Raw genomic sequence first — 24,252 nt, forward strand, 5'->3', positions numbered from 1 at the left:
CGGTTGGCCAACAGTCGGCGCATCGCAAGTCTCCTAGACGAAACTGTAGCGTTCGGAATGGTAGCGGATGCGCGGCACTTTCATTTCGCCGAGCGCCGTTTCGATCGCATCCATCATGGCGTCCGGGCCGCAGATGAAATACTCGTGATCGGCGAACTCGGGCGGGAGATGTCGCCGGAACATCGCGGCGTCGATGCGCCCGACTTCCCCGCTCCAGCCTTCGGGCGGGTCCGACAGCACATAGACGATGCGCAGATCGAGCCGCGCTTTCAGCGCATCGAGCTCCTCGCGGAAAGTCAGCGAGTCCCAGGTCTTGCCGCTGTACAGTAGCACGAGCGGACGTTGGTCGCCGCGATCGGCGAGCGTGCGGATCATGCTCATCATCGGCGTGATGCCGATACCGCCCGCGATCAGCACGTGCATGTCGGTCGGATGCCCGATCGTGAACGCGCCATACGGTCCGTCCAGATACACACGCCGGCCTGTTTCGATCGTCTTCATCTGGCTCGTGAAATCGCCGAGATTGCGGATCGTCATTTCGACGCGGCCGTTCGCGGCCTCGGCGCTCGACGAGAACGAAAAAGGGTGTCCGGTGATCCTGAACGGGCTGCCCCACACGTTGAGCCAGCCGAACTGGCCGGGCTTGAAGCGAAAGCCAGCGTGGCCGTCGGGCTGCATCACGAGCGTCGTCGTGTCGCCGCGTTCGGCGCGCACTTCCGCGATCCGGTACGGACGCCTGATCATGAAGAGCGGCTTGAACAGACGCACGTACAGCAGCAGCGCTACCCAGAATACTGTCATGCAGATCCACAGCGTGCGCTTGAACGGATCGGTCAGATAGAAGCCCCAGCCGATCATATGCAGCACGCCGCCGAAGATCGCGACGAGCGCGAGTCCGATATGCGACAGATGCCACAGCTCGTAACCAATCCTCAATTGCTTGCGCCATAGCGCGGTGATCACCAGCACGATCACCGAGCCGATCGACAGGAACGCGAACCACGCACCCCACGGAACCTCGAGCAGCGAGTCGGGCATCGCGACCTTGTCCGAGCGGATCGCGAACAGGATCAGCGGATGCACGACGACCAGGCTGACCGCGAGCAGCGACACGCGTCGATGGAAATGATAGATAACGTCCTCGCCCCACGGCTCGGTCACGTGACGAAAGCGCGCGGTGAGGCCGAATTGCAGGCCCATCATCGCGAGTCCGGAATAGCCGAGCGCCACCGCGAATTCGGTGCCGAAGTTGCGCGCGGGCGGGAGCGTGCCGGTCAGCAGCGCAAACAGCGGCGCGAGAATGAACAGTAGATAGATGACCGACCAGACGGCCTTGTGCACGAGATCTCGAGACTGCATCGGTGCTTCTCCATGCCGGGTGCGGCGGTCGCGCTCGCGCTCAGTCCGCGTTCAAACGCAGGTGGTGAGCAGCAGCGCGGGCCCGAACGTGATCACGGTCGCGACCAGCGCCGCGATCAGGGTCCAGACGACGACGGTATGCATGAACGAGCTGATGCGTTCGGGACCGGGGTCGCAGGTCGCGGCGCGATAGCGCCATAGCCAGCCGATCGCGATCAGATGCAGCAGCAGAATGATCGCGAGACTCGCGCGCAGCGGGCCGGTGGGCCACGCGAACGCGCAGCCGATCGCGTGCAGCGCATACAGGATCACGAACGCGAGACACCAGATCGTGAAGCCGACGGCGAGCCACCACAACCGCCGCGGCGAAAGCGGACGCGCATTCATGGTCTGGCTCCCAGCACGGCGACGAGGCTCGGCAGCGCGAGCACGAGTCCAAGCGCGATGATGCCCGTCGCCAGCGTGTAATCGACCCACAGGCGGGTGAGGCGCAGATCGGTCAGGCGTCGCGCGGAAACGAAGCCCGCGCCGACGCGCAGCACGTTGCTGATGAGGAACAACAACCCGACGCCCGCGTGAACTGCGATGTACGTGAGCAGCGCCGCGGCCGTCGCGCCGAGCGCATGCTCGCGCGGATTCGGTGTCACGCCGTTGATCAGCATCACGCAGGCGATGAGCGCGACGATCAGCGCAATCGCGCTCAGCCCGATCGTGCCGTGCGGTTTGCGCTCGGCGGCGGCCGCGCGCAACGAGCCACGCGTGGCGGCTGCGGCGACCGCGAGCGCGACGGCCGCGACGAGCGCGAGCCCGCGGTTCGGATGCGGCGTCACGGCTGCCGGCCAGTTCGGCGCGGCAATCCACAGGTAGAACGTGCCGAAGATCAGCGAGGTGAACAGCGTGCTGTTCGCGATCAGCGCGCAGATCATCGAAAGCCACGACGGCGAACCGACGACCTCGGTATGCGGCGGCACGCTGACGCCTCGGCCGACCGGCAGCGCGCCGTAATCGCGCGCGTGCCCCGCGCTCTGGCCCGCGTAGATGAAGAGGCCAAACGTCACGAATGCGAATGCGACCGACAGCAGATAGAACTTGAACAGCATCGCGAGCACCGCCGCGGCCGTCACGAGCGCGGTGACGAGCGGCAGATACGTCGAGTTCGGCAGCACGATCACCTGTTCGGGCTCGCCCGATGTCATATGCACGCCTAGCGTCTCCTGCCAGCCGTTGCGCGTGAAACCGAGGTAACCCTCGCCGCGCGCCAGAGAGGTCGCTAGCTGGCCCGGGGGCACCTTTTCGGTTTCGGCGTCCATGTGCGGGATCGACGCGAATGCGTACGGCGCGGGCGGGATCGGCATCGCCCATTCGAGCGTGGTCGATTGCCACGGGTTACGTCGCACGCGTTGGCCGAAACGCAATTGCACGACGATGTCGATCACGACGAGCGCGAAGCCGATCGTCATCACGAAGCTGCCCACCGACGACAGCAGATTGAGCCAGTTCCAGCCTTCGTCGCCGCTATAGGTGAAGACGCGCCGCGGCATGCCTAGCAGGCCGGTCAGGTGCATCATGAAGAACGTCATGTTGAAGCCGATGAACACGAGCCAGAACGCCGCCACCGAAAGGTTATGCACGGCGGTGCGCCCGGTCAGCAGCGGCAACCAGTAATAGAACGCCGCGAGCATCGGAAACGCGAGCGCGCCGGCCACCACGTAGTGCAGGTGCGCGACGACGAAGTAGGTGTCGTGCGCCTGCCAGTCGAACGGCACGATCGCGAGCATCACGCCGGTCAGCCCGCCGCACGTGAACACGAAGAAGAAGCCGAAGATGTACAGCATCGGCACGTCCCAGCGCGGGCGGCCGTGCGACAGCGTGGCGAGCCACGCGAAGAACTGGATCGCGGTGGGCACCGCGACGATCGCCGAGCCCGCCGAGAAGAACGCGAGCGCCAGATGTGGGATGCCCACCGTAAACATGTGGTGCACCCAGATGCCGAAGCTCAGGAACGCGAGCGCGATGATCGCGACGACGATCGTGCGATAGCCGACGAGCTTGCGGCGCGCGAACACGGGGATCATCGTCGACAGCACGCCGGCCATCGGCAGGAAGATGATGTACACGTCCGGGTGGCCGAACAGCCAGAACAGATGCTGCCACAGCAGCGGATCGCCGCCGCGCGTCGGATCGAAGAACGGCAGGTTGAACGCGCGCTCCACCTCGAGCAGGATCGAGCCGAGAATCAGCGGCGGAAACGCGACGATCATCATCATCGCGGTGACGAGGATGTACCACGCGAAGATCGGCATGCGATCGATCGACATGCCCGGCGCGCGCATCTTGAGGATCGAGACGGTGAGTTCCACCGCGAGCGAAAGCGCTGAAATCTCCACGAACGTGATGCCAAGCAGCCAGATATCGGCATTGAGACCCGGCGTGTAGACGTTCGAGCTGAGCGGCGTGTACATGAACCAGCCGCCGTCCGGCGCGGAGTGCAGGATCAGCGACACCGTCAGGATCGTGCCGCCGAACAGATAGCACCAGTAGCCGTAAGCGGTCAGCCGTGGAAACGCGAGGTCGCGCGCGCCGAGAAACTTCGGCACCAGGTAGACCGCGAAGCTTTCCACCATCGGGATCGCGAACAGGAACAGCATCATCGATCCATGCATCGTGAAGACCTGGTTATAGGTCTCCACATCCATGAAGGCCGCATGCGGCGTCGCGAGCTGCACGCGCGTGAGCATGCCGAGAATCCCGGCGATCGCGAAGAACACGAACGACGTGATCATCATGCGCATGCCGAGCACCGTATGGTTGACCGCGGCGAGCCTCTGCACGCCTGGCCCGGTAGCCCAGATCGCGGCAAGCTGGCGATGCAGCCGCAGCGCGGTGATGCCCTGTGATGGCGGCTCGACGGGCACACTCATTTCTTCACCTCCCCGTTGGCGGCGGCGTTTTTGACAGCAGCCGGAAAATCTTCCGGACGATCGACGATCACGGTGAAGTGCATCCCCGCATGACCGATGCCGCAAAACTGGTTGCATTGTCCGGCGTACTGGCCGGGCTGATCGGCCTGGATACGCAGCAGGTTGTGGTGGCCAGGGACCGCGTCGATCTTGCCCGCGAAGCGCGGAATCCAGAATGCGTGCACGACGTCCATGCTGGTCACGACGATGTCGACCGGCGTGCCCGCGGGCAGGTGCAGCACGTTCCCGGTTTCGACGTTGCCGAGTTCCGGATAGCGGAAGGTCCAGCGCCATTGCTGCGCGATCGCCTCGATGCGCGCGGGCGCATGCGCGCGCAGCGGCAGCAGCAATTCGCCCGCGTACAGCGCGTAGCAGATCAACGGGATCAGGATCACTGCCGGCAGCACGAGACCGCCGAGCACGATCCAGCGCGCGGGCGACACGTGCGAGCCCCAGCCGGGCCGGAAGACCGTCATCAGAAACAGTACGAGCACCATCGCGAACAGGATCGCGGCGCCCGCCAGCATCACCCACCACAGCCCGGCGATCGATGCGGCGGCCGGACCCGATGGCTCGAGCGTCGAGAGCGGCCCGGTGCAGCCGGACAACGCGGCGAGCGATCCGGCTTGGACGGCCAGGCGCAAGCAGCTATGATGGTTTGCACCACCAGGCATCCGATGCGAGGACACACCATCATGGCAAACAAAGGCAATGCTGGAAACGAGACGCGAAGCGAAGTGATGCTCGAGCTGTTGCGGCTCGACAAGGGGTCGGTGGTGGCGCTCGTCGGTCATCCGATTCACGTGATGATGGTGCATTTCCCGATCGCGTTCGTCGTCGCGACGTTGGGCGTCGACGTAATCTACTGGTGGACGGGCGACCCGTTCTGGATTCGCGCCGGATTGTGGGCCGCCGGCTTCGCGTTCTGGAGCGGCGTGGCTGCGAGCGTGGTCGGTACCGCCGAGCTGCTGCTGGTGCGCGGTATCCGCCTGAAGGAGGCGAGCTGGTCGCATGCGGTCGCCGCGATGACGCTCGTCGCGCTCGCGGGTGCGAACTGGGGCGTGCGCCTTTATTACCCCGATGAGATCCTGCCGCATGGGCTCGTGCTGTCGGTGCTCAGCTCGGTGATGACGGGCTTCGCCGGCTGGCATGGGGGCAAGCTCGTGTTCGATCATGGCGTCGGAATTCTCGTTTCGCCGAAGGAGTGATGCAGCCAGCGGCCAAGTCCACCGGGCTCGAACAGATGCGGGGCCAGCAGGTTCGAGTCGATGTGAGGCTTGGCCAGCACGATCCAGATGATCGCGACGATCACGATCAGATAAGCGATGGTCAGCGCGATCGCCGAGGCACGGCTGAACCTGCCGTCGGGCAGATACAGATCGTGTAGCACGAGGCCGGCCAGCACATGCAGCATCGCCATGATGCCGACGAACACCATCTTCGCGGTGAACCATTCGACGAAGGTGGCCTGCAGAAAAATCAGTACGGTGCCGCTCGCAATCGCGACGAAAGCGGCGGGCGAGGTCAACTCCACGAACACGAGACGCGTGATGCGGTGCAGCCGGTCGAGTTCGGTGCCCGCCGCGAGCCCGCGGCGCTGCCAGAACAGATACGGCAGCACGATCAAACCGCCCGACCAGACGGCGATCGCAGCCAGATGAATGAACTTCAGCAGGGTCGTCACAGCGCGGGCTCTCTGACGCGCAGGCTTGACCAGACGAGCGAAAGTCCTGCCGCGAGATAAGGGATCATTGCCAGTACCCACATCAACAGTCCGGCGAGTTGCTGGTCGGCGAGCGGGGTGAGCCCCCACGCGGCGGTGGTCGCGAAGTGCGCGACGTAGAGCGGCACCGGCGCGAACACGATCAACGCGCCGAGCAAACCCATATGGCCGATCGTCGCGACGAGCGCCATCAGCGCGGGGCCGGTCGGCAGCGACGGCGAGAAGATGCTGCGCCACATGAGCCATGCACTGCCAAGCAAAGTAATCTGCATCAGCCAGTAGCCGGGTACCGTCGCGAGTCCCCACGCATAAGGCCCAGGCGCATGCCACAGCCAGATGATCACCGCATGAGCGGCGACCACCGGCACGAGCGGCGGATGCGCGAGGCGCGGCAGCGGAAACGCGAGGGCGAGCAATGGAGCGACGGCAGCGATCAGAATGACGTGATGAGTGACGCGTGCGGAGAACAATGCCGAGGACAACGCGCAGAGCGGCGACACGAACACGAGGGCCATCAACGCGACGGCGCCCCATCCCGCCCGTGCATTCGCCGAGCGGTTGCTGGCCACGAACCATGCGAGCGCCGCGAGCGCGACGAGCAATGGCGGATCGGTATTCCAGCGCAGCCACAAGCTTTCAGGGACAGCCGCGGGACCACAGTAGGCGACAGGAAAATATGGCATGGGCGATGTCTTCAACGAGTCCAGGTGCTTCTTCAGTACACGCAAGCAAACGCGTGACAGATAACGCCTTCGAATTGTCGGGACGGCTCACGATCCAACTGATCGCTCACGTACTCTAGCGCAAATAAACTGTTTAGGGACGGCTATCTGAATCCTGTTAGTTTTTGCGTGACAGAATGTTTTCAATTTGTCACTCGAGGCTTTTGCCGGCTGGATAAAAGCCGGTGTAATGGCGGCGGTAAGATTGCAATGGTGCGGCGCAATACTTCAGGCTGACCTGCCCGGCGTACTATGATGAAATCATGTGACGGAGACCCGCCATGTTTCATGATCCCATCCGAATTCCCGCAATGATCGAATTGACATTGCTTGCGATCGTGCTGATCGTTGTCAGCATCGTACGCGCGAGGCAGCAAAGGAAGCGGGCGCGGAATCGGGCCATGGCGGAGCAGCGAAGCTCTGATAAAACGCGAATGTAATATTCGCGTTTACTGCATCTTTTAATACCTCCGTATTCAGCTATTTTTCTGGTCTTTGTCACTTCTATCGATGGCTTTTCGGCGTGGCGGCAGCCACGCCGGTCGACTTTATAGCGATGGACGCTCCAGTTGGACCCACTGCTGCACGCTGGCGCGCTGCCATTGTTGCGTGGCGTACTCCTTGAGCTTGTGCGGAACGGGATCGCCGTTCAGCACGAGGCGATTGAGCATCAATGCGAGGTCCGTATCGGCGATGCACCACTCGCCGAACAGATTGGGCGAATTGGCCGGAAGCAATGCATCGGCGGCGGCGAAGAGTTTTTGTGCCGCTTCTTGTGCGCTGGCGGAAAGCGGGCCGCCGCGCGATCCGTAGAAAATGACTTCGGTGGAACGCTCCTGGCGAACCGGCAGCAGATCGCTGCGCAGCCAGGCCTGCAGCTGGCGCGCTCGCGCGCGCAGACGCCGATCTTGAGGATAGACCGGGGTGTCCGGGAAAGTCTCTTCGAGGTACTCGCTGATCGCCGACGACTCGGATAACGCAAAGTCTTCGTGTATCAGGGTCGGCACGCGCCGCGTCAATGAGCGGGCCGCATAGTCGGTGGCGTGATTCGCCTTGTTCGCGAGATCGACGGTCGAAAGGTCGAACGGCAAGCGCTTCTCGCGAAGCGTCACGAAGACGGACATCGCGTAGGGGCTTGCGAATTGGGCGTCGGTGTAGAGGTGGAAGGGCGGGTGTGCCACTGGGGCTCCGTTTTCGTTAGTCATCGATGTCGAGCTTCGAATACTAGCTGCTCGTCGCGCGCCGTGCAGCCTTTCACCAGTGCGGATTGGCCATCTCGCAGGCGAGCAGGCAGCCTAACGCCGACACGGTGCCGAGCGCGCCGAGACCAAATCCTACGGCAAGGTTCTCCGCCGTCGTTGCGCAACCCTGCAGCAGCGTTATCGACGTCAGCAGCGACGCGAGAAAAAGACGATACCGAAGTCGCGAAGAAGATGTGCGTCGTGGTGACATGATATGTTCGGCGTGAAGGGCGCTCTTTCAGCGCATCAGCGTACGAGCATAGCGGTCCGCCATTTGTCGCATTCACCCGAGTAGCGGCCCACAAGCGTCAGACCTTACGAGCTCTTGCGAGGCGCCGGGCCGCGCTCGAATCGGTCGCCGGGCAGCGATACGGGGTGAACGCCTCGTCAGTTTTTCGACCGGTATTGCAACTGCAGAACAATATCGCGCGTGGGGCTTCAAAAAAATGGGTCTTCGCGGAAAAGAGTGATGAAAAATCTCCATTTTTCAGATTCGAGGCAGCATGCAAGTGAGGATCTTCAGGCGCAGATACTGCTCATCTCGCAATCCGTACGCGCGTCGTTGGATGACCCGAATCTTGTTATTGAGTCCCTCAACGAAGCCGAGCGGCACCTTGTTTTCTGGCTTGCAATAGGAAGCAATCCCCTCCCAATGACGCTCGACCATCGCGGCAAACTTCTCATAGGGCTTCAAACGCTGCCACCTCAGGCTGGATTTCCAGTTCTCGAAGAAGCGACGTGCCCAGCCTTCGCGCTCGTAGTCCCACAACTGCCCGAACGACTCCTTGAGCAGGTACGCGGTATTCAGCCGTCGGTTCGCTGCGAGAAGCGTCTTCAACGAGTTCCTGCCTTCCATCGACAGGTTTTCGCGATGACTAAGCAGAACGTACTTCTGGCCTTTGATGTAGCGCCGCTGCTCGCCTTGCAGGCGAGCGTATTCGCTCTTGCGCACTTCATCCAGGGCTTCGTTGAGCTGCTTTATGACGTGGAATTTGTCGTACAGGATGGCCGCATGCGGCACGCGTTCCTGCGCGACGTTGTAAAACGGCCGCCACATGTCCATCACGACAAGCCGGATGCCGCGGGCCTTTTTCTCGCCCCGCCAGTCATAGAACTGATGCATGCTGGCCTCCTTTCGATCTTCGCCACCGAACCAGATCGCACGGCCCCGTATCAGGTCGCTCACAACAATGCGGTACGTCTGTCCCCTGCCAATCGAAATCTCGTCGATGCCGATGACCTTCGGCCCAGGCGTGCCGAACCGCTCCAGTTGCGCCCGCATGTACTGCATCTCGAGGTCCTTGACCGTGTGCCAGTGCAATCGCAGTTCGTCGGCCACGTCCTTGATCGTGCTCTCGCGACAGCGACGACCGACGTACCACGCGAAGCGCTTCGTGTAGTGAGGGTTGTCCGCCAGAAAGCTCAGTCGTTCGCCTTTCACGCTGCCATCGCATCGACAGCGGACCCGACGAGCTTCGAGTTCCAGGTAAATCCGTACGTCGCCGTTCGGCAGATCTCGAACGCGACGCACCGTGCGATCGTGGATCGAGCACCGTCGACCACATCCCTTGCAGGCCGTTTTTTTGAGCGCCGAACCAGCGTGACTACGCGTGCCATGCGATCACCGAAGACACCGCGCAGCGCTTCGCAAGGACGGAATCCGTCGAACCGGTATGCGTCAGAAAGACGCTTGAGTTTGCGTGAAGTAGCCATCGCGAAATCATGCCCGATTTCGCGAGGCCATCAAGACGCGCGAACCCTTACCCAGATTGGCTCTCCGACGTTTTCATCATGAAAAACCATCACACTTTTCCGCGAAGATCCAAAAAAATAATCAGGCTGATACAATGGCGCCCCTCTGCCCAGGTGGCGAAATTGGTAGACGCACTATCTTGAGGGGGTAGCGCCGAAAGGCGTGTGGGTTCAAATCCCGCCCTGGGCACCATTTCGAATCGTCGATTCGAATCTTCAAGCGCTTCGCGCTTTCTTCAGACAACGGCGGCCGTATCAGACCATCGCGTTGTCTCCGCTTCTGCGCTCAGAACTCGTTCCGATAGGCAAATAGCCCCGGAAGACCGCCGCTCATCACGAATAGAATTTTCTGTCCGGTACTGTACTTCCCGTTGCTCACGTTTTCCACAAGACCCGCAAATGCTTTGCCGCTGTACACGGGATCGAGCAACAGACCTTCCGTCGATGCCATCAGCCGAACAGCCGCGCGCATGTTATCGGTTGGAATGCCATAGCCGGGTCCGAGCTGCGCTTCGTCGATCGAGATCGCGTCATCACTCACGCTTAGGCCTGGGTCGATCAGCCGGACCGTCTGATTCGCCTTATCCAAAGTAACCGTGCGCGCGTGGCTAGCATTCCCATACACCGTGAATGCTGCAATACGCGACGGATCCAGGCCCAGCGCAATAAAACCCGCGACCAGCCCCGCATGCATGCCGCCGCTTCCATTCGGCACCACGACGCGATCGAAGGCCACGTTTTGCGCTTGCGATTGCGCGACGATTTCAGCTGCGCAGTCCGCGTAGCCGAGACAACCGACCGGGCTCGAACCGCCCAACGGACACACATAGACGTTACGGCCCTGCGCTCGCAACTCGTTCGCGCGTTCCTCGGCGAATTGCAATGGGTTGGCCGTGCCGGGAAGATCATGCACGCGCGCATCGAATAGCGCATCGAGCAGCACGTTGCCGTTCTCCATGTAGTCGTGGTCGAAACGTGGCACGGTTCTCGTCAGCACCAGCTCGCATTGAAGCCCGACGCGAGCCGCCGCGGCCGCCGTGAGGCGCGCATGATTCGATTGCCGCGCGCCGACGGTAACGATGGTGTCCGCGCCGCGCGCGAGCGCTTCGCCAATCAGGAATTCGAGCTTGCGCAACTTGTTGCCGCCGCCACCTAGTCCCGTCAGATCTTCTCTTTTGACGTAGATGTCCGCCCCGCCGAGGCGAGCGCTCAGACGCGCAAGGTGCTGAATTGGCGTCGGGCCTTCGAGAAGCGCATGGCGCGGAAACTTTGATAAATCGAGGCGGTGCGATGAGGCGGAGTTCATGGTCGTGTGCGCGCGATTGAGTTGAAAGAGACGTTTCCATTCATTTGACTGACGCAAAGTTCTCTTTGACTCGAGTGCTCAATGCGTCAACGTCCCTATCCCAGCCAGTAATTTATCAACTTCGGCGTCGGTGGTCAGATAGCTGACCGATGCGCGCGCGATCTGTGTCAGCCCTCTGCTAGTCATATCGAACGGCGTGTACGCGACGCCATTCGAGCCGATCGTGATGCCCTGTGCCGCCAACGCGCGTCGCACCGACATGGCATCGAGTCCGGCGACGTTGAACGACACCAGACCGGATCGTTCGACACCCTGGTCGAGCACCCACACGCCCTCCATCGCGGCCAACCGCTCGCGCAATGTCTGCGCGGTCCGGTCGATCTGCGCGCGGATGTTGTCGATGCCGATTTCCAGCGCTTCGTCCAATGCATTCGCCAATCCGCAATGCAGTGCAAGCGACGCTTCCGATGATTCGAAACGCACGGCATCGTCGCGCAGTACAGGGTCGCCATTGGCGTCGAGCGGCGCGGAATACGTGTCGACGAAGGCCGGCGTCAAGCGGGGCAGAAAATCCCGCCGGACGTATAGCAGCCCGGTGCCGCGCGGTCCACGCAGTGCCTTGCGGCCCGCGCCGGCCAGCACATCGCAGCCGACTTCGACGACGTCGATCGGAAGCTGTCCGACGGCCTGCGCCGCATCGATGAAATACGGAATGCCGTGACGGCGTGCTATCTGCCCAATCGCGGCGGCCGGATTGATCAGTCCGCCATTGGCCGGCAGCCATGTCAGCGCAATCAGTCGGACCCGGTCGTCGAGCATCGCTTCGAGCGCGCGAGGATCGACCTTGCCACTCTCATCGGAAGGAATCGTCTCTATCGATGCGCCCGCGCGCTGCGCCAGAAGGCGCATCGTCGCGAGATTGCCGCCCCATTCGTGCCGCGCAACGAGGATGCGTTGCCCCTCGCGCCACGGACCCAATGCCGCGAAAGCAGCGCCCCAGCCCGGCGAGTTGCCCGTCGTCAACGCGATCTCGGTGGGCTGAGCGTTCAGCAGTCGCGCGGCGAGCGTGCGCGCCCGTTCGGTCTGTTCGCGGGCAGCCGCGCCCGCTTCCATGGGTCCCATCGAGGCTTCGCGCAACAGATGCGCGTGAATTGCTTCGAGCGTGGCGGCCGACGGCAGCGACGCGCCCGCATGATTGAAGTGCGTGGTACTGCGCACACCGGGTGTGCGGGCACGTATTGCGTCGATGACAGCGGGCGACAGCGGAGAAGACATTGGCGGCTCCGAGTGTATGAGTTGAATTCAGACGTTCTTCAAGGCGACAACCGCTTCGACTTCGACGGCGACCCCTGCCGGCAGCGACGCAACACCCACCGCGCTGCGCGCGTGACGGCCGGCGTCACCGAAGATCTGCACGATCACGTCCGACCCGCCATTGGCAACCGTGCTTTGAGCACTGAATGCCGGCGTGCTCGCGATGAACACGTTCAGGCGCACGATGCGTGCCACGCGCTCGAGCCGGTCGCCCGTCGCCGCGGCGATCTGCGCGACGACACCAACCCTTCTCCAGCATCATTCCTGCCACGCCTCTCCTTCCGGATACCAGTACCTGTCCAGCGTCCCTTCCAGCATCTCGATGCTATACCCGGCCCTTTGCGGCGGCATATAGTGCCCGTTGCGGATCGCCACGGGATCCACGAAATGCTCATGCAAATGATCGACGTATTCGAGCACGCGATTCTCGAGCGACGCCGACACGCAGATATAGTCGAACAGCGAAATATGCTGCACGTACTCGCACAAGCCGACACCACCTGCATGCGGGCACACCGGCACACCGAACTTCGCGGCCATCAGCAGTACGACGATCACTTCGTTGAGTCCGCCGAGCCGGCAACTGTCGATCTGGCAGAAGTCGATGGCTTGCGCCTGCAGCAGTTGCTTGAACATCACGCGATTGTGGCAATGCTCGCCGGTTGCGACGCCAATCGAACCGAGCCGCCGGCGAATCGCAGCATGACCGAGGATGTCGTCGGGACTCGTGGGCTCCTCGATCCACCACGGGTCGAACTCGGCGAGACGGCGCATGTTCGCGATCGCCTCATCGACGTCCCACACCTGGTTCGCGTCCATCATCAGCTTCCGGTTCTCGCCGATCTCTTCGCGCAGAATGCGCGCGCGCCGTACGTCTTCCTCCAGATCGCCGCCGACCTTCTGCTTGAAATGCGTCCATCCCTGCGCGACGCCTTCGCGCGCGAGACGGCGAATCTTGTCGTCGTCGTAACCGAGCCAGCCCGCCGATGTCGTATAGGCCGGATAGCCGTGCGCGAGCATTTCCTTTTCACGCTCGCCCTTGGTCTTCGCATGACGATGCAGCATCGCGAGTGCTTCGTGCGGCGTGATTGCATCAGTCACGTAGCGAAAGTCGAGGCAGCGCACGAGTTCTTCCGGGCTCATGTCGACCAGCAGCTTCCAGACCGGCTTGCCGACGGATTTCGCCCACAGGTCCCACGCCGCGTTGACGACCGCCGCGGTGGCAAGATGAATCGCACCTTTGTCCGGGCCGATCCAGCGCAGTTGGCTATCCGAAGTAAATGCGCGCCAGAAAGCGCCCATATTCGCGGCGATATCTTCGAGCTTCTTGCCGACGATCAACGGCGTGAGTGCATTCACCGCGGTCACGCAGATTTCATTGCCGCGGCCAATCGTGAACGTGAGGCCGTGGCCCGTGAGATTCGGCGTGTCGGTTTCGAGCGTGACGTAAGTGGCGGAGTAGTCCGGCGCGGCATTCATCGCGTCGGAGCCGTCCAGCGAACGTGAGGTGGGGAACCGGATGTCCCGAACGGACAGCCTTGTGATCGTTGTCATCTGCGCACCCTCCGGGCTATGGCTATCGGCTTGTCGTCCGCGGACGCAGACGGATCGGTTTCGTGCGCACATTCTCTGTGTGCGCGTTCCTGCTACGCGTACGGGTAAGTCCGTAGTTCCCAGATACCAGGCATCCCTAGCTATTTCCAGGCATTTGTACGCGTTGACAACGCGGCATTCACTTTCTAGCATGCTAGCATGTCTTCTCGAAATCAAGGCCTTCGTGAATTCCTCGACCGAACTTGAGAATGCCGCCGGAGACCCGTATGTCGCACTGCAAAAAGTCGGCGGCGGCGAGCGCGGCAGCTTGACCGACGCGGTCGAGGCGGCGTTGCGGGAAGCGATTGTTACGTTGGCGTTGGAACCCGGCATGATGATCGACAAGATGGCCGTGTGCGAACGCATGGGGGTGTCGCGCTTTCCGGTGTCATCCGCGTTGGCGAGGCTTGCGCACGCGGGTCTCGTCGAGGTTTTGCCGCAACGCGGCACGCGCGTCAAACCGATCGCGCTCGACGACATCCGCCAGCATCTGTTCATCCGCAGCGCACTGGAAGTCGAGACGGTGCGTGGGGTCGCGCTGATGCACGACACGGCGACGCTCGACGCATTGGCAAGCAATCTCGATCAGCAGCGCAGTCTGGCCGGAAGTGGCGAACGTCTGGCGTTTCACGCGCTCGATCTGGCTTTCCATGAAATCCTGCTCGACGCGGTGAAGCTGCCGCGCGTGAAGGAGATCGTCGCGGTGTCGCGCAATGCGCTGGACCGCGCGAGACAATTGCTCGCGAGTCCAGAACGGCTCACGCATACGCTGGAAGAGCACGAGAGCATCTTCAAGGCCCTTTGCGCCGACGACGGCGATGCGGCCGCGAAAGCGATGCACGATCATCTCGACCAGGTCGTCGCCGAATTGCAGCGGTCCGCAAAAGAGCGCCCCGACCTGTTCGCGCCTTGAATGAAAGCTGGAATGAAAGCCGTTGTTCAAGCCGTAAAAAGCTCCACCGTAACAACGTTGGTGATATAGGCAGCCGTCGACAGATCAGCACATGAACCCACTCATTTCCGTCAACAATCTTTGCAAGAGCTTTCCGGGCGTAAGAGCGCTTCATGACGTCCGGTTCGAACTCATGGCCGGCGAGGTCCATGCGCTGATGGGCGAGAACGGCGCGGGCAAGTCGACGCTGATGAAAATTCTCGCCGGCGTCTATACGCGCGATTCCGGCGAAATTCTCTTCGACGGCAAGCCCGTCGATTTTCAAGGTCCGCGCGACGCGCAAGCTGTCGGCATCGGCATCATTCATCAGGAACTGCAACTGATGAACCATCTGAGCATCGCGCAGAACATCTTTATCGGCCGTGAGCCGCGCAAGGGTCTGGGTCTGTTCCTCGATGAAGACAAACTGAATGCGCAGGCGAGCGAGATCCTCGCCCGCATGCACGTGAAACTCGATCCGCGCACGATGGTCGGCACGCTGACCGTCGCGAGTCAGCAGATGGTCGAGATCGCGAAAGCACTGTCTTTCGATTCGCGCGTGCTGATCATGGACGAACCCACGTCCGCGCTCAACGATGCCGAGATTGCCGAGCTGTTCCGGATCATCCGTCAATTGAGAGAGCGCGGCGTCGGGGTCGTCTATATCTCGCACAAGATGGACGAGTTGAAGCAGATCACCGATCGCGTGACCGTGATGCGCGACGGCGAGTATGTGGCCACCGTGCCGACCGAGGGCACCGCCGTCGAGACGATCATCGGCATGATGGTCGGACGCACGCTGGGCGACGTGACGCCGGTCGAGAGCGCGCCGGTGAAAGGCGAACTCGCGCTCGAAGTGAGAAATCTCGTCGCAGGTCCGCTCGTGCGCGACGTCAGTTTCGAATTGCGCAAGGGCGAAATACTCGGTTTCGCAGGCTTGATGGGCGCGGGCCGCACGGAGGTCGCGCGCGCGGTGTTCGGTGCCGATCCGGTCGAATCGGGGGAGATACTCGTGAAAGGCGTGAAGGCGTCGATCAAGAGGCCCAGTGATGCGGTCAAGCGCGGCATCGGCTACCTGTCCGAAGATCGCAAGCGCTTCGGTCTCGCTACGGGAATGGATGTCGAATCGAACATCGTGATGGCCGATCTCGGCAAGTTCCTGTCAATCAATATGTTTCTGCGCCGCGGGCAGATTCGCAAAAGAGCGCAGCACTTCATCAAGCTGCTTGCGATTCGCACGCCTTCGGCGACGCAGCAGGTGCGGCTCCTGTCGGGCGGCAATCAACAGAAGATCGTGATCGCGAAATGGCTCGAGCGCGATTGCGACGTACTGTTCTTCGATGAACCGACGCGCGGCATCGACGTCGGCGCGAAAAGCGAAATCTACAAGCTGCTGCGCTCGCTGGCGGCGCAAGGCAAGGCGATCGTGATGATCTCCTCCGAGCTGCCGGAAGTTCTGCGCATGAGCGACCGCATCGTCGTGATGTGCGAAGGCCGCATTACCGGCGAGCTGTCCGCCAGCGAAGCGACGCAGGAGCGCATCATGCATCTCGCGACGCTGCGCGAAACCCTGAAAACGGTACAAGCCTGAAGAGGTCTACGACATGACATTGCGAACGAATGCCGCGGCGCTGGACAACGAAAGGCGCACTTCCGGGCTGAAAGCGCGAATTTTCGCGCCGACCGCCGTGCAAAAGATGCTCGCGTTCGCGAGCCTCATCCTGCTGCTGGTGTTCTTCAGCTTCGCGTCGCCGGCCTTCATGCAGATGGACAACATCCTCGGCATTTTTCAGGCGACAGCTGTGAACGGCGTGCTGGCGATCGCCGCCACGTTCGTGATCATTACGGGCGGCATCGATCTGTCGGTCGGTACGTTGATGACATTTACCGCCGTGATTTGCGGCGTGTTTCTCACGTACTGGCATCTGCCGATGTGGATGGGCGTGCTCGCGGCACTCGCGACGGGCGCGGTATGCGGCACGGTATCGGGCACGCTGACCGCGAAAATGAAGATCCCGCCGTTCATCGCGACGCTCGGCATGATGATGCTGCTGAAGGGATTGTCGCTCGTCGTGTCGGCGGACAAGCCGATCTATTTCACCGATACCGAGAACTTCTACCGTATTTCCCAGGATTCGCTGATCGGCTATTTCCTGCCGGGCGTGCCGATTCCGAATGCGGTACTGATCCTGTTCTTTCTCGCGATCGTCAGCTCTATTACGCTCAATCGCACCGCGCTCGGCCGCTATACGTTCGCACTCGGCAGCAATGAGGAAGCGGTGCGGCTCTCGGGCGTCAATGTCGATCGCTGGAAGATCGCGATTTACGGCGTGGGCGGCGCTATCTGCGGCATCGCGGGTCTGCTGATCGCGTCGCGGCTCAATTCGGCGCAGCCGGCGCTCGGTCAAGGCTACGAGCTCGATGCGATCGCGGCGGTCGTGATCGGCGGCACGTCGTTGAGCGGCGGTTCGGGAACGATACTCGGCACCATCATCGGCGCTTTCATCATGAGCGTGCTGACCAACGGACTGCGCATCATGTCGGTCGCGCAGGAGTGGCAGATCGTCGTGACCGGTTTGATCATCATTCTGGCGGTGTATGCGGACATCCTGCGGCGCAGCCGGAGAAGTTGACGCAGGAGCAGAAGCAGCAAATAAGCAGGGAACGCAGGAGCAGGAGAGAGAGGGCACGTGAAGGCTCCCTCGAACGCTCGATAGCGGCTTGATAGCCCAACCATTGGAGGAGGCCCCATGTTGAAGAGAAGACTGATCGGTATCGTGGTCGGTGTCGGTGCGCTCGTCGGCGGAAGTAGTCTCGCGTATGCGGACGAGCCGTATATTCCGCTTATTTCGAAAGGCTTCCAGCATCAATTCTGGCAAGCCGTCAAATCGGGCGCCGAGCAGTCCGCGAAAGCGAACAACGTCAGGATCACGTTCGAGGGACCGGAAACGGAAGCGATGGTCGATAAGCAGATCGACATGCTGTCGGCCGCGCTCGCGAAGAAGCCGCAGGCGCTCGGCATCGCGGCGCTCGACAGTAAGGCGGCCATCCCCTTGCTCAAGCGCGCCCAGAACGAAAAGATTCCGGTGATTGCATTCGACTCCGGCGTCGACAGCGATATTCCGTTGACGACCTGCTCGACGGACAACGTCGCCGCCGCCGCGCTCGCCGCCGACAAGATGGCCGCGCTGATCGGCAATTCCGGCGAAGTCGGCGTGATCGTGCACGACCAGACGAGCCGCACTGGTGTCGATCGCCGCGACGGTTTCGTCAATCAGATCAAGTCGAAGCATCCGAACATCAAGATCGTGTCCGTGCAATACGGCGCCGGCGATCACCTGAAGTCCGCGGAAATCGCCAAGACCATGATCCAGGCGAATCCGAACCTGAAGGGTATCTTCGGTGCAAACGAAGGTTCCGCGGAAGGCGCGGCGATCGGCGTCAAGGAATCGGGCAAGAAACTCGTGCTGATCGGCTTCGACTCCGGCAAGGAGCAGAAGGAGAACATCATGTCGGGCTTGATGGCCGGCGCGATTACGCAGAATCCGGTCGGTATCGGCAAATGCACGGTCGACTCGGCGGTCAAGGCGCTGCACGGCGAGAAGCTGCCGAAGAAGATCGACACCGGTTTTTACTGGTACGACAAGACCAACATGAACGATCCGAAGATCGCAGCCGTGCTGTACGACTAAGCGAGGCCGGCGATCGCGACTCGGCAAGCCGAGGCTGCGACAATCATCAAAGAGGGAGAGCCACGATCTTCCTCTTTTTTTATTGCCGTTCCGCAACTTCGGAATCGCGCTATATCGAGCGGTCCGTTGTGCCGCAACAACATGTAATCCGAACGCTCGTACTCCATCGAGCAAGTCGGGATTCGCGCCCATGCAGTGCTTTTGATCCACGGCTGCCGGTCATTTCACACCATTGCATGCATTAATCTGATACTTTATGTTGATGTAATCGCTGCACGAGCCGTCCATTCGCATGCCGATTCGGACCCACCCACCGTCGAATGCGCAGGTCATGGCTTTTACCGAACCAAGGTCTCCATTTTCCAGGTGGGTCGTGTCCTCGGCCCAGAACCTGAGTCCGGACAACCGGCAGATTCTGCTTGCCAACCTGTTCACGCGAACCGCATCGATCGTTTTCGCGTCGATTTGCGAAATCAGCGTATGCGCAACCGCGTATTATCTTTATCCGATTCCTCTATATGCCGCGTGGGGTATTGCGGTCGTCGCATTGCTGATCGCGCGGCTCACGCTGATCTGGTTATGCCGCACGCGGGCAGCCCTTGGGCTGCCCACGCCGACTTCCGCGTTTATTTTCGCGAGTCTGTTGTGGAGCGCGTTATTCGGGTTTGGCACATTCCTGTGCAATATCAGCGGAAGTCCCACGCTTTTTCTGCTTGGAAACGTCTGTGCGGTCGGTGTGATCGGCGGATTGTCCGGACGCAATGCGGGCACGCCGCGGCTTGCGTTATTGCAGATCGTTTTTATTCTCGGCTTTCTGAGTGTCGGCGCGGCGATGTCGCCGGGCAATGGCAAGCTCGTGCTGCTATTTCAGGCTCCGTTTTGCGCGGCCGGCTTCTTCACGGTCGCGCTGCGCAGTAATCGCGACACCGTTGCGTTGCTGCTCGCGCGGGAAAACAGTCATCGCCTCGCGCGCCAGGATAGCCTGACCGGTTTGCCGAATCGCGCGCGTATCAACGAGCTGCTGATCGAACGCACCGGCGAGAGTTCGACGCGGCAGGGCGAGGCGTTCGCGGTGCTGCTGATCGACCTCGACGGCTTCAAGGCGATCAACGACAGTCTCGGTCATGCCGCCGGCGACCAGATTCTGCAGGAAGCGGCCTCCCGTTTGCGCGATCTGCTGCCGAGCGGCGACCACGTTGGCCGCCTGGCGGGCGACGAGTTCGTCGCGATTTCGGACGACGCCGGGCAGCTTCGCGACGTGCGCGTGCTGGCCGATCGCATCGTCAGAACGCTGGCGCGGCCGTTCGTGTTGAGCGAAGCGCTCGTGCATATCGGCGCGAGCGTCGGCATCGCGCTCTATCCCGAACATGCGAAAACGGGTCCGCAATTGCTGATCTGCGCGGACCGCGCGTTGTACGGCGTCAAGCGCAGCGGCAAAAGCGCGTTCATGATTTTCGATGCCGAGAAGCACGTATCCGACGAAAGCCTGAGCCTGCTGCGCAGCGACCTCGAAGGCGCGCTGAAGTCGTTCAATGGTTTGCGCATGGAGTATCAGCCGATCATCGATCTGCATACCGGCGCGGTAGCGGGCCGCGAGGCGCTGATTCGCTGGGCCCATCCGACGCGCGGCGAGTTGTCGCCGTCCGCGTTCATTCCGACCGCCGAGCGCACCGGCCTGATCCTCGCATTGGGTGAATGGGTGCTGCTGCAATCGTGCATGGCGGCGTCGGCGTGGCGCGACAAGGTGATCGTCGCGGTCAATGTATCGCCGGTGCAATTGCGCGAGGAATCGTTCGCATCGACGGTGACGGCAATACTTCGGAAAACGAGGCTGCCGCCGACGCGGCTCAATCTCGAGGTCACGGAAACGGCACTGCTGAACGACGACGAAGTGACTCGCCGCAATATCACCAGATTGCGCGCATTGGGTATCGGGCTGGCGCTCGACGACTTCGGCACCGGCTTTTCGACGATGTCCACGCTCGTGCGCTTCTCGTTCGACAAGCTGAAGATCGACAGTTCGTTCGTCCGCGAGTCCGTGCATCGGCGCGAATCGGCGGCCGTGGTGCGCGGCATCGTCGCGCTGGCGCGCGAGATCGGCATGCCGACCACGGCCGAGGGCATCGAAACCCAGGAGCAGCTCAATTTCGTGCGCGTATGCGGTTGCACGCATGCGCAGGGTTATCTGCTCGGCAAGCCGATGTGCAACGAAGAAATCGAGCAGTGCGAAGCGGTGCTCGACGCGCGTGTCGCCGACAAGGCCGCGCCTGCGGACTTTTGATATCCGTTACCGATGCGATCGAGGTCGTGATGTCGTCTCCCTTGCAATTTCAACTGCGAATCACCGCGCCGATGGAACTCGCCAACTCGCTGCGTGCGGACCCTTCGTGCGCCGCGCATCCAGCGCTACGTGCCATTTTGCAAACGCATCACGCAACGCTCAAATGCCAGTTCGATGCATTCGCGGACTACGTGAGCGAAGCGGAGAGAATGGGCATCGAGAACTACCCGCTTTATCAATGGACACGGCAAACCATCGAGAACCCGCAGAAGAAAGCGAAGTACCTGCAGTCGTTCACGCTCCATGTGAATGGCGACGAAGTGTATGACAAGGACGTCGCCGATGCTCTCGAGGCCGGCTTGTCGAAGCTGATCGACGCGAACGGTATTGTTCGCGTGTCACGGTACGACACGAATCCCGGAAACAATCCGCAGCCGCCCGCGCGCGTGTGAGGCAGCCGCTTAAATTTCAGTCCGAAAGCTTCATGGTCAAGCGGTTTAACATTTGAGGACATGCCGCGAAGTTCGTGAGACGATGCAATTTCACTTATTTTTGTGGGAGCACGACATGGGACTTCTGGACGAAGTGGGCAAGATTGCCGGTGCGGTTGCCGCCGTTGAAGCCGCGGAGAAAGTCGATCCCGAAGCGGGTCTGCTGACCAAAGGCGTGGCCGCTATCGCCGGTTTCGAAGGCGCTGGAAAGCTGGAATCGCTGGTGGAAAAGAAAGAAGAAGAGAAGCAGGACGACGCCGACAACGCTCAAGCCGCGGACGATACAAGCTCCCAGACCTGAACGGACGTCAAGCGGATTGCCGGTTGCATGCGCGCGATCGAATCACGCGCTGCACCGGCAATCTGTGTTTATAAACCTTTCGATATCGAACTCTCCTTCCGCTATTCGCCCGATGTTTCATCGGGCTGTCATCGCCGTCCGGCTACGATCGTCCGTCACTTTCCGTCCGCGCTCGCCCCGCGGGGCGTTGTTTTGCGCTGGCATTCTTCCACCTGAACAACCATACCGGACATGTCGAACAGAAAAATCGTCAAGACAACGCCTGCCGATGAGCACGGCGCATCGATCGTCTCGCGTCGCGGCTTTCTGAAGTTCGCCGGCGCATCGAGTCTCGCGACGGCGGCGGGCGCGCTCGCATCGACCGCGCGCGGCGCCAATAGCGGCACACCCGATGGCACGCCCGAACAGATCCATCTGACCTGGGGCCGCGACCCGACGAGCGAAATTACCGTGTCGTGGTCGTCGCTCGCGCCCGCGGTCAATCCGCAGGTGCGCATAAGCGGCGTCAATAACGGGGACCACGCGAAACATACGGTGCACGCGGTGCAAAGCACGTACACCGACGGCATCAACGGCGAGGTCGTATTCAACTATCACGCGCGCGTGCGCGAGTTGAAGGCCGACACGAGCTATCAGTACGAAGTGACGGCCGATAACGACGGCAATGCAGCGCAACCCTTCACCGCGAGTTTTCGTACCGCGCCGCGCGGCCGCGCGCCGTTTCGCTGGACGAGCTACGGCGATCTCGCTACGCCGAATACGAACTGGGTGCTGTCGTCGCCGCAAAGCCGCTTCGCGGTGGCGGCCGTCGAGCGCTTTCAGCCGCTCTTCCATCTGCTGAACGGTGACCTCTGCTATGCGAATCTGAATCCGACGCAGCAGCCCGAGGTGTGGCGCGACTTCGGCGACAACGCGCAGACGTCGGCGTCGAACCGGCCGTGGATGCCGTGTCCCGGCAATCACGAGCTCGAATTCAACAACGGCGAGCAGGGCCTTGCGTCGTATCTGTCGCGCTACGTGCTGCCCGATAATCACACGCGTTTTCCGGGCCGCTGGTACAGCTTCCGCGTCGGCTCGGTGCTGTTCATTTCGCTCGATGCGGACGACGTCGTCTATCAGGACGCCGCCGCTTTCGTCGCCGGGCCCGCGCCGCTGACGCCGGTCGCGAGTACCGGCAATCCGCCGATTCCGGCGGGCACGTCGCTATACGTGCGCGGCTATAGCAATGGCGAGCAGACACGCTGGCTCGAAAAAGTGCTGCAGCATGCATCGCACGATAACGACGTGGACTGGATCATCGTGCAGATGCATCAGGACGCGCTCAGCTCGTCGAAGACCGGCAATGGTTCCGACAAGGGCATTCGCGAAGCGTGGCTGCCGCTGTTCGATCGCTATGGTGTGGACCTCGTGCTGTGCGGTCACGATCACGACTACGAGCGCAGCTATCCGGTGCGCGGTTGCAATCACAACAAGGGCACCGACATCGCGACGGGGCACCCGGTCGATACGTTGCAGCCCAAGCCGATCATGTCGGCGGTATCGGCGGGTGCATCGACGTTCGATACGAGCCACGGCACGATCCACCTGATTCTCGGCGGCGGCGGCACGAGCGCGCCGCTCGACGTGTATGGCGTCGATACCGGCACAGGCCTGCCGCAGGCGCGCATCTTCACGAAGCCGAATCGCCCGATCCCGTCGACGACCACGGGCACGTTCGTGCGCGCGAGCGCCGACGCGGTCGAAGACGCGATCTGGTCCGCCCAACGCGACACCGGCACCGGCTACGGCATCGCGGTGTTCGACTACGATCCGGGGCAGCCCGGCGGCGACACCACGATCACGATGAACTACTACCATGCGCCGGGCGCGGATCAGACGCCGACACCGGAATATGATCTGTTCGAGACGATCGAATTGAAGAAGAAGCGGCGCGGGTAGAAGGATAGATTCGATTCACTGATCGGCATTCAATTTTCAGGGGCCGCTCATCACGAGCGGCCCTTGTTTTTTCACGGTCACCGCAAAAAACAATGCCCCATTCATTTTGTTACACGTCTTACCGCCACGGACTGTCGTGGTTACAAAGGCCTTTCGAAAGCCCCGCTATACTCGGCGCCGTCTCACTAAAACAAAGACCCGATATGTCGAAGAAAATCATTCAGATGGTTGCCGTGGCTGCATTGAGCGCCGCGGCGTCGTTGCCGGCACTCGCCGGTGATATGAACAACATGCTCGGTGGCGCGCTCGGTGGCGTCGCTGGCGCGGCAGTCGGCGGCGCGGTGGGCGGCAGCACCGGCGCGGTGATCGGCGGCGCGGTGGGCGGCGGGGCGGGCGGCGCGGTCACGTCGAATCGTCACGAACGTACCGGCGCGATCATTGGCGGCGCGCTCGGTGGCGGGGCGGGCACCGCGGCCGGCAACGCGATGGGCGGCCGCACCGGCGGCCTGGTCGGCGCCGCGCTCGGCGGCGGCGCGGGTTCGGCGCTCGGCGGCAACATCTCGCGCTCGAACTCGTATGCCAACGACTACTCCCGCGGCCACCAATCGGGCAAGCACCATCACAAGCATCGTCGTTACGACTGAGACG

Annotated in this window: 21 protein-coding genes, 1 tRNA gene and 2 pseudogenes; 11 read left to right on the top strand and 13 right to left on the bottom strand. The window is 61.9% G+C overall.

The annotated features are described in order from the left end of the window. Positions 1-33 precede the first annotated feature (33 nt). The 4 genes from OKW26_RS05335 to coxB are packed head-to-tail and all read right to left on the bottom strand — an operon-like array spanning position 34 to position 4,963. Entirely contained in the window at positions 34-1,359 is a 1,326-nt protein-coding gene (locus tag OKW26_RS05335; protein ID WP_429352910.1) for a ferredoxin reductase family protein, read from the bottom strand. A gap of 51 nt (positions 1,360-1,410) precedes the next feature. Then, positions 1,411-1,746: a hypothetical protein gene (locus OKW26_RS05340; protein ID WP_429352911.1), complete on the bottom strand. Its 336-nt coding sequence runs from the start codon at positions 1,744-1,746 to the stop codon at positions 1,411-1,413. Further along, positions 1,743-4,280: a cytochrome c oxidase subunit I gene (ctaD, locus tag OKW26_RS05345; protein WP_429352912.1), complete on the bottom strand. Its 2,538-nt coding sequence runs from the start codon at positions 4,278-4,280 to the stop codon at positions 1,743-1,745. Before ctaD ends, OKW26_RS05340 begins: the two co-directional genes overlap by 4 nt. After that, positions 4,277-4,963 carry a cytochrome c oxidase subunit II gene (gene coxB, locus OKW26_RS05350; protein WP_429352913.1) on the bottom strand — a complete coding sequence of 229 codons (687 nt, stop codon included), beginning with the start codon at positions 4,961-4,963 and terminating at the stop codon, positions 4,277-4,279. The genes ctaD and coxB overlap by 4 nt, the downstream gene beginning before the upstream one ends. Before the next feature lie 51 nt (positions 4,964-5,014). On the opposite strand from coxB, the gene OKW26_RS05355 reads away from it, so the two are divergent. Then, positions 5,015-5,527 carry a DUF2231 domain-containing protein gene (locus tag OKW26_RS05355; RefSeq protein ID WP_184040085.1) on the top strand — a complete coding sequence of 171 codons (513 nt, stop codon included), beginning with the start codon at positions 5,015-5,017 and terminating at the stop codon, positions 5,525-5,527. Here the strand turns inward: OKW26_RS05355 and OKW26_RS05360 are convergent. The 5 genes and pseudogenes from OKW26_RS05360 to OKW26_RS05380 all read right to left on the bottom strand — a co-directional run. After that, entirely contained in the window at positions 5,491-6,003 is a 513-nt protein-coding gene (locus OKW26_RS05360) for a CopD family protein (protein ID WP_429352914.1), read from the bottom strand. The genes OKW26_RS05355 and OKW26_RS05360 overlap by 37 nt on opposite strands. Next, on the bottom strand, positions 6,000-6,725 hold the full coding sequence (locus OKW26_RS05365) for a cytochrome c oxidase assembly protein (protein ID WP_026226403.1): 726 nt from the start codon (positions 6,723-6,725) through the stop codon (positions 6,000-6,002). The genes OKW26_RS05360 and OKW26_RS05365 overlap by 4 nt, the downstream gene beginning before the upstream one ends. A gap of 587 nt (positions 6,726-7,312) precedes the next feature. Further along, positions 7,313-7,969: a glutathione transferase gene (gene yfcF, locus OKW26_RS05370; protein ID WP_429352915.1), complete on the bottom strand. Its 657-nt coding sequence runs from the start codon at positions 7,967-7,969 to the stop codon at positions 7,313-7,315. Positions 7,970-8,018: 49 nt separating this feature from the next. Then, positions 8,019-8,216, bottom strand: a complete 198-nt coding sequence (locus tag OKW26_RS05375; protein ID WP_429352916.1) for a hypothetical protein — start codon at positions 8,214-8,216, stop codon at positions 8,019-8,021. 276 nt (positions 8,217-8,492) lie between these two features. Next, a pseudogene (locus tag OKW26_RS05380) lies at positions 8,493-9,584 on the bottom strand (ISL3 family transposase); the annotation flags it as partial. Between the two features lie 281 nt (positions 9,585-9,865). Here OKW26_RS05380 and OKW26_RS05385 point away from each other — a divergent pair. Next, positions 9,866-9,950: transfer RNA gene (locus OKW26_RS05385), tRNA-Leu, on the top strand. 93 nt (positions 9,951-10,043) lie between these two features. On the opposite strand, the gene OKW26_RS05390 is transcribed toward OKW26_RS05385, so the two are convergent. From OKW26_RS05390 to OKW26_RS05405, 4 genes and pseudogenes are all read right to left on the bottom strand, one after another. Continuing rightward, on the bottom strand, positions 10,044-11,063 hold the full coding sequence (locus OKW26_RS05390) for a D-cysteine desulfhydrase family protein (protein ID WP_429352917.1): 1,020 nt from the start codon (positions 11,061-11,063) through the stop codon (positions 10,044-10,046). 78 nt (positions 11,064-11,141) lie between these two features. Beyond that, entirely contained in the window at positions 11,142-12,338 is a 1,197-nt protein-coding gene (locus tag OKW26_RS05395) for an aminotransferase class V-fold PLP-dependent enzyme (RefSeq protein ID WP_429352918.1), read from the bottom strand. Positions 12,339-12,365: 27 nt separating this feature from the next. After that, positions 12,366-12,623: pseudogene (locus tag OKW26_RS05400) on the bottom strand (RidA family protein); the annotation flags it as partial. A gap of 12 nt (positions 12,624-12,635) precedes the next feature. Further along, positions 12,636-13,931 carry an L-fuconate dehydratase gene (locus OKW26_RS05405; RefSeq protein WP_429352919.1) on the bottom strand — a complete coding sequence of 432 codons (1,296 nt, stop codon included), beginning with the start codon at positions 13,929-13,931 and terminating at the stop codon, positions 12,636-12,638. A gap of 190 nt (positions 13,932-14,121) precedes the next feature. Between OKW26_RS05405 and OKW26_RS05410 the strand changes: the two genes are divergently transcribed. The 9 genes from OKW26_RS05410 to OKW26_RS05450 all read left to right on the top strand — a co-directional run bounded on the left by OKW26_RS05410 (position 14,122) and on the right by OKW26_RS05450 (position 24,248). Next, positions 14,122-14,883: a GntR family transcriptional regulator gene (locus OKW26_RS05410; RefSeq protein ID WP_429352920.1), complete on the top strand. Its 762-nt coding sequence runs from the start codon at positions 14,122-14,124 to the stop codon at positions 14,881-14,883. Positions 14,884-14,974: 91 nt separating this feature from the next. Then, the gene (locus tag OKW26_RS05415) at positions 14,975-16,492 is read left to right on the top strand and encodes a sugar ABC transporter ATP-binding protein (RefSeq protein WP_090807657.1); all 1,518 of its coding nucleotides are present in this window, start codon (positions 14,975-14,977) and stop codon (positions 16,490-16,492) included. Positions 16,493-16,505: 13 nt separating this feature from the next. Beyond that, positions 16,506-17,534, top strand: coding sequence for an ABC transporter permease (locus tag OKW26_RS05420; RefSeq protein WP_429352921.1), 1,029 nt, complete (start codon positions 16,506-16,508; stop codon positions 17,532-17,534). A 117-nt stretch (positions 17,535-17,651) separates the two neighbouring features. Further along, complete coding sequence (locus OKW26_RS05425; RefSeq protein ID WP_090807654.1) at positions 17,652-18,593, top strand: ABC transporter substrate-binding protein; 942 nt, start codon at positions 17,652-17,654, stop codon at positions 18,591-18,593. Positions 18,594-18,924: 331 nt separating this feature from the next. Continuing rightward, complete coding sequence (locus tag OKW26_RS05430; protein WP_429352922.1) at positions 18,925-20,874, top strand: putative bifunctional diguanylate cyclase/phosphodiesterase; 1,950 nt, start codon at positions 18,925-18,927, stop codon at positions 20,872-20,874. Between the two features lie 29 nt (positions 20,875-20,903). Continuing rightward, on the top strand, positions 20,904-21,326 hold the full coding sequence (locus OKW26_RS05435) for a hypothetical protein (protein ID WP_429352923.1): 423 nt from the start codon (positions 20,904-20,906) through the stop codon (positions 21,324-21,326). 115 nt (positions 21,327-21,441) lie between these two features. Then, positions 21,442-21,666 (top strand): hypothetical protein, encoded by a 225-nt coding sequence (locus OKW26_RS05440; RefSeq protein ID WP_184072767.1) that lies wholly within the window; start codon positions 21,442-21,444, stop codon positions 21,664-21,666. Positions 21,667-21,897: 231 nt separating this feature from the next. Then, positions 21,898-23,604, top strand: coding sequence for a fibronectin type III domain-containing protein (locus OKW26_RS05445; protein WP_429352924.1), 1,707 nt, complete (start codon positions 21,898-21,900; stop codon positions 23,602-23,604). Positions 23,605-23,807: 203 nt separating this feature from the next. Continuing rightward, entirely contained in the window at positions 23,808-24,248 is a 441-nt protein-coding gene (locus tag OKW26_RS05450) for a hypothetical protein (RefSeq protein ID WP_429352925.1), read from the top strand. Positions 24,249-24,252: the final 4 nt, after the last annotated feature.

The sequence above is a fragment of the Paraburkholderia sp. 32 genome, from assembly GCF_050435345.1.
Lineage (GTDB): Bacteria > Pseudomonadota > Gammaproteobacteria > Burkholderiales > Burkholderiaceae > Paraburkholderia > Paraburkholderia tuberum.

Bases quoted from the DNA above. Each gene is read 5' to 3' on its own strand.
- OKW26_RS05335 (WP_429352910.1), bottom strand. From the start codon at position 1,359: ATGCAGTCTCGAGATCTCGTGCACAAGGCCGTCTGGTCGGTCATCTAT.
- OKW26_RS05340 (WP_429352911.1), bottom strand. From the start codon at position 1,746: ATGAATGCGCGTCCGCTTTCGCCGCGGCGGTTGTGGTGGCTCGCCGTC.
- ctaD (WP_429352912.1), bottom strand. From the start codon at position 4,280: ATGAGTGTGCCCGTCGAGCCGCCATCACAGGGCATCACCGCGCTGCGG.
- OKW26_RS05355 (WP_184040085.1), top strand. From the start codon at position 5,015: ATGGCAAACAAAGGCAATGCTGGAAACGAGACGCGAAGCGAAGTGATG.
- OKW26_RS05365 (WP_026226403.1), bottom strand. From the start codon at position 6,725: ATGCCATATTTTCCTGTCGCCTACTGTGGTCCCGCGGCTGTCCCTGAA.
- yfcF (WP_429352915.1), bottom strand. From the start codon at position 7,969: ATGACTAACGAAAACGGAGCCCCAGTGGCACACCCGCCCTTCCACCTC.
- OKW26_RS05375 (WP_429352916.1), bottom strand. From the start codon at position 8,216: ATGTCACCACGACGCACATCTTCTTCGCGACTTCGGTATCGTCTTTTT.
- OKW26_RS05390 (WP_429352917.1), bottom strand. From the start codon at position 11,063: ATGAACTCCGCCTCATCGCACCGCCTCGATTTATCAAAGTTTCCGCGC.
- OKW26_RS05395 (WP_429352918.1), bottom strand. From the start codon at position 12,338: ATGTCTTCTCCGCTGTCGCCCGCTGTCATCGACGCAATACGTGCCCGC.
- OKW26_RS05405 (WP_429352919.1), bottom strand. From the start codon at position 13,931: ATGACAACGATCACAAGGCTGTCCGTTCGGGACATCCGGTTCCCCACC.
- OKW26_RS05410 (WP_429352920.1), top strand. From the start codon at position 14,122: ATGCTAGCATGTCTTCTCGAAATCAAGGCCTTCGTGAATTCCTCGACC.
- OKW26_RS05415 (WP_090807657.1), top strand. From the start codon at position 14,975: ATGAACCCACTCATTTCCGTCAACAATCTTTGCAAGAGCTTTCCGGGC.
- OKW26_RS05420 (WP_429352921.1), top strand. From the start codon at position 16,506: ATGACATTGCGAACGAATGCCGCGGCGCTGGACAACGAAAGGCGCACT.
- OKW26_RS05425 (WP_090807654.1), top strand. From the start codon at position 17,652: ATGTTGAAGAGAAGACTGATCGGTATCGTGGTCGGTGTCGGTGCGCTC.
- OKW26_RS05430 (WP_429352922.1), top strand. From the start codon at position 18,925: ATGGCTTTTACCGAACCAAGGTCTCCATTTTCCAGGTGGGTCGTGTCC.
- OKW26_RS05435 (WP_429352923.1), top strand. From the start codon at position 20,904: ATGTCGTCTCCCTTGCAATTTCAACTGCGAATCACCGCGCCGATGGAA.
- OKW26_RS05440 (WP_184072767.1), top strand. From the start codon at position 21,442: ATGGGACTTCTGGACGAAGTGGGCAAGATTGCCGGTGCGGTTGCCGCC.
- OKW26_RS05445 (WP_429352924.1), top strand. From the start codon at position 21,898: ATGTCGAACAGAAAAATCGTCAAGACAACGCCTGCCGATGAGCACGGC.
- OKW26_RS05450 (WP_429352925.1), top strand. From the start codon at position 23,808: ATGTCGAAGAAAATCATTCAGATGGTTGCCGTGGCTGCATTGAGCGCC.